The organism is Paenarthrobacter sp. Y-19 (genome assembly GCF_029223985.1).
In the GTDB taxonomy this organism is placed as follows: Bacteria; Actinomycetota; Actinomycetes; order Actinomycetales; family Micrococcaceae; genus Arthrobacter; species Arthrobacter nicotinovorans.
On the sequence record NZ_CP119414.1, the window covers coordinates 2,616,110 to 2,629,183 of the forward strand.

The 13,074-nt window shown below is 63.4% G+C and carries 12 protein-coding genes; 6 read left to right on the top strand and 6 right to left on the bottom strand.

Annotated elements, in window-relative coordinates; translation table 11 throughout:
* Positions 1–43 precede the first annotated feature (43 nt).
* Genes PYR64_RS12250 through PYR64_RS12270 form a run of 5 tightly spaced genes read left to right on the top strand, consistent with a single transcriptional unit; the run spans position 44 to position 5,059 of the window.
* Positions 44–682 carry a DUF4129 domain-containing protein gene (locus PYR64_RS12250; protein WP_018776445.1) on the top strand — a complete coding sequence of 213 codons (639 nt, stop codon included), beginning with the start codon at positions 44–46 and terminating at the stop codon, positions 680–682.
* Positions 679–1,878, top strand: a complete 1,200-nt coding sequence (locus tag PYR64_RS12255; RefSeq protein ID WP_039242137.1) for a DUF4350 domain-containing protein — start codon at positions 679–681, stop codon at positions 1,876–1,878. The genes PYR64_RS12250 and PYR64_RS12255 overlap by 4 nt, the downstream gene beginning before the upstream one ends.
* A complete protein-coding gene (locus PYR64_RS12260) occupies positions 1,875–2,993 on the top strand; it encodes a MoxR family ATPase (RefSeq protein ID WP_200942023.1) in 1,119 nt (372 codons plus the stop codon). Before PYR64_RS12255 ends, PYR64_RS12260 begins: the two co-directional genes overlap by 4 nt.
* 29 nt (positions 2,994–3,022) lie before the next feature.
* Positions 3,023–4,315, top strand: coding sequence for a DUF58 domain-containing protein (locus tag PYR64_RS12265; protein ID WP_275775460.1), 1,293 nt, complete (start codon positions 3,023–3,025; stop codon positions 4,313–4,315).
* Positions 4,316–4,339: 24 nt separating this feature from the next.
* A complete protein-coding gene (locus PYR64_RS12270) occupies positions 4,340–5,059 on the top strand; it encodes a DUF4166 domain-containing protein (RefSeq protein ID WP_055971954.1) in 720 nt (239 codons plus the stop codon).
* Here the strand turns inward: PYR64_RS12270 and PYR64_RS12275 are convergent.
* Together PYR64_RS12275 and PYR64_RS12280 are read right to left on the bottom strand one after the other, a co-directional pair.
* Positions 5,056–6,090, bottom strand: a complete 1,035-nt coding sequence (locus PYR64_RS12275) for a hypothetical protein (protein WP_018776450.1) — start codon at positions 6,088–6,090, stop codon at positions 5,056–5,058. The two genes, PYR64_RS12270 and PYR64_RS12275, sit on opposite strands and share 4 nt — an antisense overlap.
* A 3-nt stretch (positions 6,091–6,093) precedes the next feature.
* A complete protein-coding gene (locus PYR64_RS12280; protein ID WP_018776451.1) occupies positions 6,094–6,483 on the bottom strand; it encodes a chorismate mutase in 390 nt (129 codons plus the stop codon).
* 92 nt (positions 6,484–6,575) lie between these two features.
* On the opposite strand from PYR64_RS12280, the gene PYR64_RS12285 reads away from it, so the two are divergent.
* Positions 6,576–7,232: an NAD(P)-binding domain-containing protein gene (locus PYR64_RS12285; RefSeq protein WP_275775464.1), complete on the top strand. Its 657-nt coding sequence runs from the start codon at positions 6,576–6,578 to the stop codon at positions 7,230–7,232.
* A gap of 72 nt (positions 7,233–7,304) precedes the next feature.
* On the opposite strand, the gene PYR64_RS12290 is transcribed toward PYR64_RS12285, so the two are convergent.
* From PYR64_RS12290 to PYR64_RS12305, 4 genes are all read right to left on the bottom strand, one after another.
* Positions 7,305–9,011 (bottom strand): ABC transporter ATP-binding protein, encoded by a 1,707-nt coding sequence (locus tag PYR64_RS12290; RefSeq protein ID WP_018776453.1) that lies wholly within the window; start codon positions 9,009–9,011, stop codon positions 7,305–7,307.
* Entirely contained in the window at positions 9,008–10,024 is a 1,017-nt protein-coding gene (locus PYR64_RS12295) for an ABC transporter permease (protein WP_035733098.1), read from the bottom strand. The genes PYR64_RS12290 and PYR64_RS12295 overlap by 4 nt, the downstream gene beginning before the upstream one ends.
* 2 nt (positions 10,025–10,026) lie before the next feature.
* A complete protein-coding gene (locus PYR64_RS12300) occupies positions 10,027–11,118 on the bottom strand; it encodes an ABC transporter permease (protein WP_275775466.1) in 1,092 nt (363 codons plus the stop codon).
* A gap of 124 nt (positions 11,119–11,242) precedes the next feature.
* The gene (locus PYR64_RS12305; protein WP_026266945.1) at positions 11,243–12,871 is read right to left on the bottom strand and encodes an ABC transporter substrate-binding protein; all 1,629 of its coding nucleotides are present in this window, start codon (positions 12,869–12,871) and stop codon (positions 11,243–11,245) included.
* Between the last annotated feature and the right edge of the window lie 203 nt (positions 12,872–13,074).

The following is a 13,074-nucleotide window of genomic DNA, read 5'->3' on the forward strand; positions in this document are numbered from 1 at the left end:
ACCCGTAGCAGTGATTACTCCTTTGTTATCGATGGAACCACCTGTGACTCCGGAGCGCGACGAAGCCCGGCGCTGGGCCATCGAAGAACTTGGAAAACCCCAATATTCCGATGCCCGCCCCGGATGGCTGGACCAGCTATGGCGTGACTTCCTTGATTGGCTTTCATCGTTGGAGGGCGACGGAACAGGTCCGGACACCAATTTCGCCCTGCCCGCGATTGTTGCCATCGCCGTGGTGCTCATCATCGTGGCGGTTTTCGTGGTCCGGCCCCGGCTGAATGCCCGCCGCGCCAACCGCACTGATGACATTTATGGTGCCGACGCCACCGCCGACGCCGACGGTTACCGGAGACGGGCGTCAGCTGCTGCCAACGACGGCGACTGGGCGGCCGCCGTCGTCGATCAGTTCCGGGCTTTGGTCCGATCGGCGGAAGAGCGGGACATCATCGATGTCCGGGCCGGCAGGACCGCGGATGAAGCATCGGCGCAACTGGGGCAGGTCTTCAGCACGGTGCAACCGCGCCTGGGTGCAGCAGCCCTCCTGTTCGATGCCGTCCGCTACGGTGAGCAGGGTGCAACCCGCGCCGACTATGAGTCCACCCGCGGGCTGGATGCTGAATTGCTGACGATGAAGCCCGACTTTGACGGCGCCGTCCACACTGGATTCGCGGTGCCCCGATGACACTGACCGCCAAACAGCCCGCTCAGGATCATGAGGCAGGATCCCCTGTCCCCTCCCCCGGGCAGGCTTTCACCCAATGGTTCCGGAAACACCTGACGTGGATTGCGCTCGGCGCACTTCTGGTGGGTTTGGTGACGTATCTTGCCGTCACCAGCATGTCCGGCGGGACGGACTCCCGGGCGCTCTCCGCGCGGAACCCGGCCCCCGATGGGGCAATGGCCGCAGCGGAGATCCTGGGACGGCACGGAGTGGCCCTGACCACCACGGATTCCTACGACGACACGGTGTCGGCGTTGTCGGATAAGGACCAGACCACGGTCTTTCTCTATGACCCCCGCGGGTACCTCGACCAATCCCGGATTCAGGACCTCGCGGCAGCCGCAGACCGCGTGGTGGTGGTCAAGCCAAGGCTGCGAACACTCAACGGGCTTGGTCCCGGATTCCGTCCCGGCGGTGTGATTCCCGAGGGCCAAACGGTCATCGAACCTGCCTGTACCGTGGAGGATGCCACGGTCTCGGGCCCGGTGTCAGCGCAGGGCTCCGTCTATGCGGGACCCGAGATGTGCTACTCCAGCCGCGGTGACGGGCCCGGTTTGTATGCAGCATCAACCGACGGCCGGTTGATAGTCCTGGGCAGCACGGACCTGGTGGACAATGAGCATCTTGCCACGCAGGGCAACGCCGCACTGGCGCTTCGTACACTGGGGAACAACCCCGACCTCATCTGGTATCTGCCCGGAGTCAAGGACATCTCCGCGACCGATACGGCTCCCACACTCAGCGAACTTGCACCCAAATGGTTGGCTTACGCAGGGCCTTGGCTGGGCATCGTGACTCTGCTAGCCATCGGCTGGCGTGGGCGGCGGCTTGGACCCCTTGTTTTCGAACCACTTCCCGTTGTGGTCAAGGCAGCCGAAACGGCCGAAGGAAGGGCACGGCTTTACCAGGATGCGCGGGCAGTGGAACGAGCGGCCGGGAACCTGCGGGCGGGCACCCTGACCCGCCTTGCCCGCCATTTCAACCTCGGAGCGGACGCAAGCACGGACGCCGTAGTGGACGCATCCGCCCGGCGGCTGGGGAGGCCGGCCCCGGAAGTTCGGTCAGTCCTGGTCGACTTCAGGCCGGGAACCGAAGGACAACTGGTGCAGTGGGCACAAGAGCTTGAACGAATAGAACAGGAGGCCAGGAGCCGATGAGCAGCCAGCCGAACAGTTACACGGACTCAAACAGCCAGTACATGGGCGGGGCGATGCCACGACACGCCCCGATGACACAAGACGACGCCGCGCCGCAAGGCGATGCCTCGACACAGCACAACCAAGTGCCGGCCAGCGACGAAAGCCACCAGCGTCAGGTTGCCGGGGACCCGGCGCGCCAGTCGCTGCTGAATGTGCGTGATGAAGTCGGCAAGGCCGTCGTCGGGCAGGATCCCACTGTGACCGGGATGCTGATCGCTCTGCTCTGTGGCGGGCATGTCCTGTTGGAGGGTGTTCCAGGTGTGGCGAAAACTCTCCTGGTGCGGGCGTTGTCCACGGCTCTGAGCCTGGACACCAAGCGTGTTCAGTTCACCCCGGACTTGATGCCGGGCGACGTGACGGGCTCGCTTGTCTATGACTCCCATTCCTCGGAATTCACGTTCCGCGAGGGCCCTGTCTTCACCAACATCATGTTGGCCGACGAAATCAACCGGACGCCGCCCAAGACCCAAGCTTCATTGCTGGAAGCGATGGAAGAGCGGCAGGTGTCGGTTGATGGCGTCTCGCGTCCCCTCCCCGTCCCTTTCATCGTGGCGGCAACCCAGAACCCGGTGGAGTACGAAGGAACCTACCCCCTCCCGGAAGCTCAGCTTGACCGCTTCCTCCTCAAATTGACCATGCCGCTGCCCGGACGGGCGGAGGAGATCGAGGTCATTCGACGCCATGCCAATGGCTTTGACCCGCGGGACCTTGCTGCGGCCGGGGTACGGCCGGTGGCGGGAGCCTCGGACCTTTCATCGGCGCAGGCTGCAGTTGCACAGGTTGCCGTTGCTCCGGAACTTCTGTCTTACATCGTCGACATTGTCCGCGCGACCAGGTCCGCTCCGTCCTTCCAACTGGGCGTCTCCCCCCGTGGTGCCACGGCACTGCTCAATACGGCCAAGGCGTGGGCCTGGCTTTCCGGCCGGACCTTCGTGACACCCGACGACGTCAAAGCTTTGTCACTTCCGTGCCTCCGGCACCGGGTGGGGCTCCGGCCCGAAGCCCAAATGGACGGTATCCAGGTGGACGACGTCCTGGGGAGCATTCTCGCCTCGGTTCCGGTGCCGCGGTGATCCGAGTCCGCTTGGCCGAGGGGGCCTGAATGGCCATCACCGGTCGCTTCGTAGTGCTGGCCCTGGCAGGGTTGGTGCCACTGGTGCTGTTCCCGTCCTGGCCGACGGTACTGCTGGTGTGCGTGGTCCTGGTGCTGGCGCTTGTGCTGGATCTGCTTCTGGCAGCGTCCCCGGCAAAGCTTGTCCTGGAGCGTTTGCAACCCGGGAATGTCACATTGGCAGGCAGCGCGGAATCTGTGGTGTCGGTGACCAACGCCACCGGACGGAAACTGAACGCCGTCATTCGGGATGCGTGGCAGCCGTCCGCCGGAGCCACGAATCCCGTGCAACGCTTGGCCGTTCCTGCGGGCGAGCGTCGCCGGATGAGTGTGACGTTGGTTCCCAGGAGACGCGGGGATCTGGAAAGCCCGCACGTGACCATCCGCTCGTTGGGGCCCTTGGGTTTGGCGGCCCGACAACGCACCCGGCCACTCCCCGGGCAGTTGCGGGTGTTGCCACCATTCCATTCGAAACGCCATCTTCCCTCCAAGCTCAGGAAGCTCCGTGAACTGGACGGCCGCGCAGCGGTGCAGATCCGCGGTGCCGGAACCGAGTTCGACTCGCTACGGGATTACGTCCGGGGCGATGACGTCCGGTCCATCGACTGGCGCGCCACCGCCCGCCGCACGTCCGTGGTGGTCAGGACCTGGCGCCCGGAACGCGACCGTCGCGTCGTCGTCGTGCTTGACACGTCCCGAACAGCGGCCGCCAGGATAGAGGACGAACCGCGGCTCGATACGGGAATCGAGGCAGCGCTGCTGCTTGCGGTGCTGGCCGAACGCGGCGGGGACCGCGTGGACTTCCTTGCGTATGACCGGAGGCTCCGCGCCAGGGTCGAGTCGGCATCCAAGGGGAACCTGCTGGGGCAGCTCGTCCAGGCAATGGCGCCGTTGGAAGCAGAGCTGATCGAACTTGACTGGCAGCAGATCCCGGGGCAAGTACGCGCCGTGTCGGCGCACCGTTCGCTGGTGGTGCTTTTGACGGCGCTCGACGGCGGGGCCCCCGAAGAAGGACTGCTCCCCACCGTGGCGCAACTGTCCCGCCAGCACGTGGTGATTGTTGCTTCGGTTCGCGATCCCCTGCTTGCGGCGATGAAGGCCGAACGGACCACGGCCAGCCAGGTGTTCCGGGCCGCCGCTGCCGAACGCGCGCTTCTTGAGCGCGCGGCAGTCACTGCCCAATTGCGCCAGCTTGGTGCCGAAGTGGTGGATGCCGAACCGCTGGACGTGCCGCCTTTGCTCGCCGATACCTACATAAGGCTCAAAGCAGCCGGTCGTCTCTAGTTTCCAGATCCAGGAAGGACAGCCATGAACGCGCCAATTTACCAGCTTGCCCTCGGTGATGACTTCACCAGGTTGGCTCCGGAAGTGCAGGAGTACTTTTCCCTGGCGGCCGGCTCCGGATCGTATGGCATCGGGGAGGGTGTTTTTGACGTCGTCGGTTGCCGGCAGAGGTGGCTGCGGCCCCTGCTCGCCCTCACGGGGAGCGAGCAAGCATTCTTCCCGGAGTACGGTGAGGGCATTCCTTTCCGCATCGAGAACCACGCACACGTTGACCCGTTCGGCCGTCCGGCCCTGACGGCCAGGCGGGAGATCTACTTCCCCACCGGCACGCGGCTGTTCCACGATACGACGAGCGCCGTCCTGCCGTCGGGACAGCAACCCAACGAACGGGCGCGCTTGGTGGACCATATTGGCCGGTATCGCCGCCTGGTCACGGACCTTGACGTCACGGTTACCGATGAAGGCCGCCTTCGCGGTATTTCCAAGGCGAGCCGGCTGTTCCTGGGACCGCTGCGCCTTCCCCTTCCAGCCGCGTTGGATGCGAAAGCCTATGCCGAACAGTGGTGGGATGAGGCCGAGGGCAAGCACCGCATCCAAGTCAAAGTGATCCAGCCGCAGATCGGCCTGGTGCTGGTGTACGCGGGTCGTTTCGACTACCGACTTGCGCCCTATCTGCCGGGCGCCGTCCCCGGCACGGCCCTTCCGCGCTATGCCGAACCGGACCGTTGGGAGCCGCGGATCTAGCCCTGGGCCAGTTGGTCCAGGCCATCGGCAACCTTAGTCAGCTTCGTCAGCACGTCCTTGGCCGCCGACGGCGTAAAGTCCGCCAGCCCCGTGGAAGGTGTGACCCGGAGACCGGCAAGGCCGGAGGCCTCCAGGCCGAGCTGGCGCCAAGGCTTCCAGATGCTCTCCACGACGTCGGAGGTCTTGGGTAGCAGGGCCCTGGGATCGCCGGTCGGCAACGCACCGGCCCATACCCGCTTCCCGCCCTCCACGGCACCGGCGAGCTGCTCCCATTGGCGTGTAGTCAGCGCCCTCAACGGCACCGCCACGCCGTCGGCACCCGCGGCGAGTATCCGATCAATGGGTGCTTCGATTTCCGGGACGGAAATGACGGTCTCGACGACGCCCGCAGCCTTGAGTGCGTCGATCACCAACCGCCACGCGCCAGTGACTTCCTCGCCGTCGATGGATCTCAGCGTTCGGTAACCGCTCGCCGTCGGGATGGTTCCGGCCATGACGGAAGCGATCTCCGGTTCGTCCACCTGGACCACCAGGCGGGCGCCAGGTACGGCCGCGGAGAGTTTGCGGAGGTGTTCCGCTACGCCCGCCGCCAAAGAATCCGCAATGTCCCGCCTGGCGCCGTAGTCCAGCAGCGCGCGTTCGCCGTTGTGCAGGTGAAGGCTGGCGGCCAGGCTCAACGGGCCCATCAGCTGGATCTTGAGTTCAGTCGCTGAGACGTCCTCGGCACCGGCCACGTCGGCCAGAATGTTGATGTCCGTTGCCAGGGCCGAGCTCGCGCGCCGTTCATCCTTGCCGGGCCTGTCCACCAAACGCCATCCATGCGGCTGGACGTCGATGTCCAGGTCCACGAGCAGTGAACCCGTCCGGCCGACGGCATCGGACCCGACCCCGCGGGCCGGCAGTTCGGGCAGGAAAGGAAGATGCGGGTCCCCCAGCTCCCCGCGGATGATCCGGATGGCCTCGGCGGGATCGTTGCCCGGCCACGGCCCCAGGGCAGTCGCGCTTGCACGCAGGTCAGTCACAGAGGACATGGATCAGGCCTGCTGGCTGGAAATCTGGTGATCCTCGGCGATGGCCTCGTGGTGGCGGATCACTTCGCTGATGATGAAGTTCAGGAATTTCTCGGCGAAGGCAGGATCAAGGTGGGCGTCCTCGGCAAGACGGCGGAGCCGGGCTATCTGGGCAGCTTCACGGCCCGGGTCCCCGGCCGGCAGCTTGTGGGTTGCCTTCAGCACTCCCACCTTCTGCGTCGCCTTGAATCGCTCCGCGAGCAGGAAGACCAAGGTTGCGTCGATGTTGTCGATGCTGGACCGGATGGACAGCAGTTCGTCCATGACGGAGCGGTCAACGTGGCCGGCCAGGGAGCTCGCGGCCGGGTTGAAGGAATCGTCGTCATGGGGAAGGGCATTGTTCTGCTCGGTCATGCATCCAAGTCTATGGTGCGGGACGCAGTGTTTTCCGCGTATGAAGCGGAGCACAATGGCACCATCACTGTAGTTTCGGCAAAGGAGCTTTCATGGAAATCGCGGTTCTGGGCACGGGGATGGTGGGCCATGCATTGGCTGGCAAGCTGGTGGAGCTGGGCCATGAAGTCACCATGGGGTCCCGGGAATCAGGCAACCCCAAGGGCGTGCAGTGGGCGGAACAGGCGGGAGCCCGGGGGCATGCGGGCTCGTTTGCGGAAGCGTGTTCCCGGTCCAGCCTGATCATCAATGCCACGCCGGGAACAGTCAGCCTGGCTGTCCTTGCCGAGGCGGGTGCGGACAACCTCAACGGAAAGGTCCTCCTTGACGTGTCCAACCCGCTGGATGGCTCCAAAGGCTTTCCGCCCCCTCTGACGGTTTGCAACACGGACAGCATCGCCGAGACCATCCAACGGAGCTACCCGAAGGCCCGTGTGGTCAAGTCGCTCAATACGGTCAGTGCACCGGTGATGGTGGATCCGGGCCGTCTTCCCGGTCCCCATGACGTGTTCATTGCGGGCAACGACCTGGACGCCAAGTCCACCGTTTCTGCTTTGCTGCAGGAATTTGCGTGGGAACCCGGGCACATCCGGGACCTGGGTGGACTGGACGCGGCACGGGGCATGGAAATGTGGTTGCCGCTGTGGCTGCGGATCTTCATGCAGCAGCCGCAAGGGAAGATGTTCAACATCGCCATCGTCTCCGAGTAGCTGCCCAGCCACAGCCCGGAAAGGCGCGCCCCGCACCGCAGGACACGCCTTTCAGCACTCGGCTCCGGGAAGTCAGCCGCCCAGCAGTGCCCGGTGCGCTTCCCGCCGTCGTGCTTGTTCTTCGGGGTCCGGCACCGGCAAGGAGGCGATCAGACGCTTGGTGTACTCATGCTGCGGTGAGCCCATCACGTGGTTTCCGATCCCCTGCTCCACCAGCTGTCCCTTGTAGAGGACACCCACCCAGTGGGACAGCATGTCCACCACTGCGAGGTCGTGGCTGATGAAGAGGGCAGCAAATCCGAACTGTTCCTGGATGTCCTTGAACAGGTCCAGTACCTTGGCCTGCACCGACACATCCAGCGCGGACGTCGGTTCGTCGGCGATCAGCAGCCGGGGGTTCAGCGCCAGGGATCGTGCCAGGGAGGCGCGCTGGCGTTGTCCGCCGGAGAGCTCGTGCGGGTACCGCTGGGCGTACGACGCCGGCAACTGGACTGACTCGAGCAACTCGCCGACCTTTTTCCGCGCCTCAGCCGCACCTGGCTTGGTGTGGATCATCAGCGGCTCGGCGACGCACTCACCGATGGTGAGGTGCGGGTTGAAAGACGCTGCAGGATCCTGGAATACAAAGCCGATCTCCTTGCGCAGCGGCCGGAAAGTCCGCTCCTTGAAGTCCAGCATTTCGTAGCCCAGCACCTTCAGGCTGCCGCCCGTTGTCCGGTTCAGGCCGGCGATGGCCCGTCCGATGGTGGACTTGCCTGAACCCGACTCCCCTACCAGGCCAAAGACCTCGTTCTCCGAAACGGTGAAACTGACATTGTCCACCGCTTTGAACCCATGCCTGCCGAAACGGCCCGGGTATTCAATGGTGAGGTTCTTTGCCTCCACCAGGACTTTTCCATCCTGGTGAAGCCTGCTGCGTGCTCCTTCGGAGGCCGAATGGCGGCCCAGGTGAGGCACTGCGGCGAGGAGTTTGCGGGTGTACTCCTGGCGGGGCTCGGCGAAGAGGACCTTCGAGGGCGCCTCCTCCACCACATCGCCCTGGTACATGACCACCACCCTGTCTGCCAGGTCGGCCACGACGCCCATGTTGTGGGTAATGAGCACAATGGACGTCCCGTAGTTGTCCCGCAGATCCCGGAGCAGTTGAAGGATCTCGGCTTGTACGGTGACGTCGAGCGCGGTGGTGGGCTCATCGGCAACGATCAGCCCCGGATCCAAGGCGAGCGCGGCAGCGATGACCACGCGTTGCTTCTGACCTCCGGAGAACTGGTGGGGGTAGTAGTTGACCCGGGTTTCGGGGTCGGGGATGCCCACTTTGCGCAGTGCCTCGGTGGCTCTCAGTTTCGCCTCCTTGGCCGAGATGCGCCTGCCGTCGGATGCATGTGCCCGGATGCCTTCGGCAATTTGCCAGCCGACGGTGAAGACCGGGTTCAAGGCGGTGGAAGGTTCCTGGAACACCATCGCCACGTCGCGGCCACGGATCTTGCGCAGCGCGGACTTGCTGACGCTGATGACGTTGTTGCCGTTGATCAGAACTGCGCCCGAGCTGATGGCTGTTTCCGGAAGCAGGCCAAGAATGGTCTTGGCTGTCACGGTTTTTCCGGAACCGGACTCCCCCACGATCGCGACAACTTCGCCGGGGTTCACCTCCAGGCTGACGTTCTTGACTGCGTGGACGTCTCCGCCGTCGGTGGCAAAGGTGACTTGCAGCCGGTCAATGGTCAGTACTGGCTGGCCTGTGGGTGCCTGGTCCGAAACCTGGCCAAGGTTGGTGGTCATGGTTTACCTGCCTCTGCCGGTGTGGACGGCGTTCCTGGTGCGGATGGCGTTCCTGGTGTGGAGGTGGCACCTCCGGCACGTTTGCGTCCCCGGATACGGGGGTCGTTGAGGTCGTTGATGCTCTCGCCCACGAGTGTGAGGCCCAGGACAGTGAGCACGATCGCGATGCCGGGGAAGACACCTGTCCACCAGATACCGGAGGAGGTGTCTGCCAGTGCCTTATTGAGGTCGAATCCCCATTCCGCCGCGGAGGTGGGTTCGATGCCGAAGCCCAGGAAGCCCAGGCCCGCCAACGTGAGGATCGCTTCGGAGGCGTTGAGGGTGAACATGAGCGGCAGGGTCCGGGTGGCGTTCTTGAAAATGTGGCGCCCGATGATGCGCATGCTGGAGGCGCCAAGGACCTTGGCCGACTCAACGAACGGTTCGGCCTTGAGCCTGATGGTTTCGGCGCGGATCACCCGGAAGTACTGCGGAACGAACACCACAGTGATGGAGAACGCGCAAGAGAAGATACCGCCCCAGAAGCTGGACTGGCCACGGCTGATGACGATGGAAATGACGATTGCCAGAAGCAGGGTGGGGAAGGCATAGATGGCGTCGGCCACCACAACCAGTATCCGGTCCAGCCACCCGCCGAAGTAACCGCTAAGCAGTCCAAGGGCGACGCCGAGGAACAGTGACATGGCAACGGAGACAATAATGACCGTTACAGCGGTCTGCGATCCCCAAACGACACGCGACAAGACGTCGTAGCCGCCAACAGTGGTTCCCAGCAGGTGCTTGCCGCCCGGCGCTTGCTGGGTGGGGAAGGAACCAGATGCATCGCTGAGCTGGGAGTAGCCGTATGGCGCCAGCAGCGGCGCGAAGATGCTTGTGAGGATGAACAGCCCGCTGAGGACGACGCCCACAACGAGCATGCCGCGTTGGAGCCCGACGCTCTTTTTGAGATGCGAGATGACCGGGAGCCGGGAGAAAAGCGGCTGCCTGGGCGGGGTGAGTGTGGGGGTGCTCATGGTCAGTACCTCACTCGGGGGTCGATGAGCGCGGCAATGATGTCCACGATGAAGTTGGTGACGGCCACGATGATGGCCAGCAGGACGACGATGCCCTGTACCGCGACGAAGTCACGGGCATTCAAGTACTGGACGAGCTGGTATCCAAGGCCTTTCCATTCGAAGGTGGTCTCCGTCAGGATCGCACCGCCCAGCATGAGCGCTATTTGCAGGCCCATCACGGTAATGATGGGGATGAGGGCCGGCTTGTAGGCATGCTTGGTCACGAGCCGGAACTCGCTGACACCCCGTGAGCGTCCTGCCTCGATGTAGTCCTTGCCCAGGGTCCCGATCACGTTGGTGCGGACCAGCCGCAGGAAGACGCCGGCGGTGAGCAAACCAAGGGCGATTGCGGGAAGGATGGCGTGGGAGACGACGTCGCCCAGTGCCATGAAGTTGCCGCTGCGGATGGCATCAAGCCAGTAGATGCCCGACGGCGCCGCGAGACTGCTCATGGTCAGTTCAGTCCGCGTTGACGCACGGCCGGCTACAGGGAGCCACCCGAGCCACACGGAGAAGGTCAGCTTAAGCAGCAGCCCTGAGAAGAACACCGGCGTTGCGTAGCAGAGGATTGCAAAGAACCGCAGGAAGGCATCCGGGGTCTTGTCCCGGTGCTGGGCAGCGATGAGGCCGAAGGGGATACCGACGGCGAGCGCGACGATCAGCGCGTTGATGGAAAGCTCGAGCGTTGCTGCGCCAAAAGTGAAGAGTACCTCGACGACCGGACGCCGGTCCGTGATGGTGGTGCCGAAGTTGCCGGTGAGGAGCTGGCCCAGGTACTCGAAGTACTGCACCAGGACCGGCCTGTCGTAACCGGCGTCGTGGATCCGCTGGGCCAGGACATCGGGAGGAAGCCGGCCACCCTGTGCTGCCGTGATGGGGTCGCCGATGACCCTCATCAGGAAGAACACGAGGGTCACCAAAATGAAGACGGTGGGGATGATCAGGAAGAACCGGATCACGATGTACCTGCCGAGTCCACCCCCGCCCTTGGACTTGCTCCTGGGAGCAACTACCCCGGGCTCAGCCTCGGGTACTTCTATAACTGTTGTCATTGTTACCTGTATTTCCTGCCCGTGGATTGCGCGGGATTGGCTGATACGCGCCGGCCACGATGGTGGTCAGCAAGGGAGGCGGGACACTGGATCAGTGGCCCGCCTCCCCCATCACAGAGCGTTGTTACTTGGACACGGTTCCGAGACGGAACTTGAAGGAAGGATCCAGCGTCTTGTCGACGCCGTTCACGCCGCTTCCGACAACAGCCACCTGGGCGCCTTGAAGCAGCGGCAGGGTGGAGATGTCCTTGGCCAGCGCGTTCTGGACGTCCTTGATGTCCGCCTCACGCTTGGTCTTGTCGGCCTCGGTGAGCTGCTTGGCAATGAGGTCGTTCACCGTGGGGTTGTTGTAGTGGTTCTTGAGGAATCCGCCGTCGGGGAAGAACGGGGTGAGGTAATTGTCGGCGTCGCTGAAGTCGGGGAACCACCCGAACTGGAACAGCGGGTACTCGTCGGCACGGCTTGCCTTGCTGTAGGTGACCCATTCAGTGGACTGGAGATTCACCGTGAACAGTCCGGACTTCTCCAGCTGCTCCTTGATCATGGCGTACTCGTCACCGGATGATCCGCCGTAGTGGTCCGGGTTGTACTGCAGGTTCAATGCCACCTTGTCAGTGATTCCAGCATCGGTAAGGACCTTCTTGGCCTTGTCCAGGCTGGGCTTGCCGGCATCGCCGTAGGCGTCCTTGAACGACTCGTTGGCGCCGAGGAATCCACTGGGGACGTTGGAGTACAGGGGCAGGTAGGTGCCCTTGTAGACCTGGTCGGCGATGGCCTGTCGGTCTACGAGGTTGGCCACGGCCTGGCGTACTGCCAAAGCCTTGGCGGGGTCCGCTCCGGTTGCCTTGGTTCCAAACGGCATGGTGTCAAAGTTGAAGGTGATGTAGCGGATCTCACCGCCCGGACCCGTCAGTACCTTGACCTTGGAGTCCTTGCGGAGATCGTCGATGTCCGTAGCGCTCAGGCTGCGGAAGGCGACGTCGATCGCTCCCTGCTGGATTTCCAGCTTCAGGTTGGTGGGGCTGGCGTAGTACTTGATGGTGGCTGCATCATTGGCCGGTTTCCCGAGGACGCCCTTGTAATCGGCAAAGGCTTTGAAGCTGACAAGTTCGTTCTTCTTGTAGCTGTCGATGGTGTACTGGCCGTAGAACGCGTTCGCCTTGATGATCTCGTCATCGGAGAGGATCTTGTCTGCCGGGAAGACCTCGTCATCGACGATCGGTGCGGCAGGGCTGCTGAGTATCTGGCTGAAAGTCTGATCGTTGGCGTTCTTGAGCTTGAAAACCACGGTGGTGGCATCGGGCGCGCTGACGCTGTCGATGTTCGTCAACAACGATGCCGGTCCGGCAGGATCATTGATGGCCACCTGGCGGTCGAAGGAGAACTTCACGTCCTTGGAGTCCAATGTGTGGCCGTTGGCCCACTTGAGCCCGGATTTGAGCTTGACGGTGTACTCGGAAGGGGCCGTGAAGGACGATGACTCGGCGAGGTCCGGTACGGGTTCCGCGCCACCCGGCTTGGAATTCAAGAGGAAGGAGTAGACCTGGTTCATCACCATGAATGAACCGTTGTCATAGGAACCCGCGGGGTCCAGTGATGTGACTTTGTCTGTTGTGCCGTAGGCGATGGGGCCTGCGGCCGCCGGAGCAGACGAGGAGCCGCCACCGGAGGGGCCCGTGCATGCCGTTAAGGCGAATGCGGAGATGCCCGCCAGCGCGATAGCGCCGTGCAGGGCCTTCTTGTTCAGTGCCATCTGGTGAACCTTCTGTTCGATGGATTCGATGCTCCGCCGTGGGATATTTGTGACGGAGCACACTCTTAGTGCCTCGATTCAACCAGACTTCGAAGCCCGCGAACCCCCGTTTTGGTGATTTGAGACACAAAATTTACTTTCCAGTAGCTTCCCCAGGCACTACGGGAGCATTGCCGGACAGGTGGGACAGGAATATGGTTTAT

Coding starts and splice junctions, on each gene's coding strand:
- PYR64_RS12255 (WP_039242137.1), top strand. CDS start 679: ATGACACTGACCGCCAAACAGCCCGCTCAGGATCATGAGGCAGGATCC.
- PYR64_RS12260 (WP_200942023.1), top strand. CDS start 1,875: ATGAGCAGCCAGCCGAACAGTTACACGGACTCAAACAGCCAGTACATG.
- PYR64_RS12265 (WP_275775460.1), top strand. CDS start 3,023: ATGGCCATCACCGGTCGCTTCGTAGTGCTGGCCCTGGCAGGGTTGGTG.
- PYR64_RS12270 (WP_055971954.1), top strand. CDS start 4,340: ATGAACGCGCCAATTTACCAGCTTGCCCTCGGTGATGACTTCACCAGG.
- PYR64_RS12275 (WP_018776450.1), bottom strand. CDS start 6,090: ATGTCCTCTGTGACTGACCTGCGTGCAAGCGCGACTGCCCTGGGGCCG.
- PYR64_RS12280 (WP_018776451.1), bottom strand. CDS start 6,483: ATGACCGAGCAGAACAATGCCCTTCCCCATGACGACGATTCCTTCAAC.
- PYR64_RS12285 (WP_275775464.1), top strand. CDS start 6,576: ATGGAAATCGCGGTTCTGGGCACGGGGATGGTGGGCCATGCATTGGCT.
- PYR64_RS12290 (WP_018776453.1), bottom strand. CDS start 9,011: ATGACCACCAACCTTGGCCAGGTTTCGGACCAGGCACCCACAGGCCAG.
- PYR64_RS12295 (WP_035733098.1), bottom strand. CDS start 10,024: ATGAGCACCCCCACACTCACCCCGCCCAGGCAGCCGCTTTTCTCCCGG.
- PYR64_RS12300 (WP_275775466.1), bottom strand. CDS start 11,118: ATGACAACAGTTATAGAAGTACCCGAGGCTGAGCCCGGGGTAGTTGCT.
- PYR64_RS12305 (WP_026266945.1), bottom strand. CDS start 12,871: ATGGCACTGAACAAGAAGGCCCTGCACGGCGCTATCGCGCTGGCGGGC.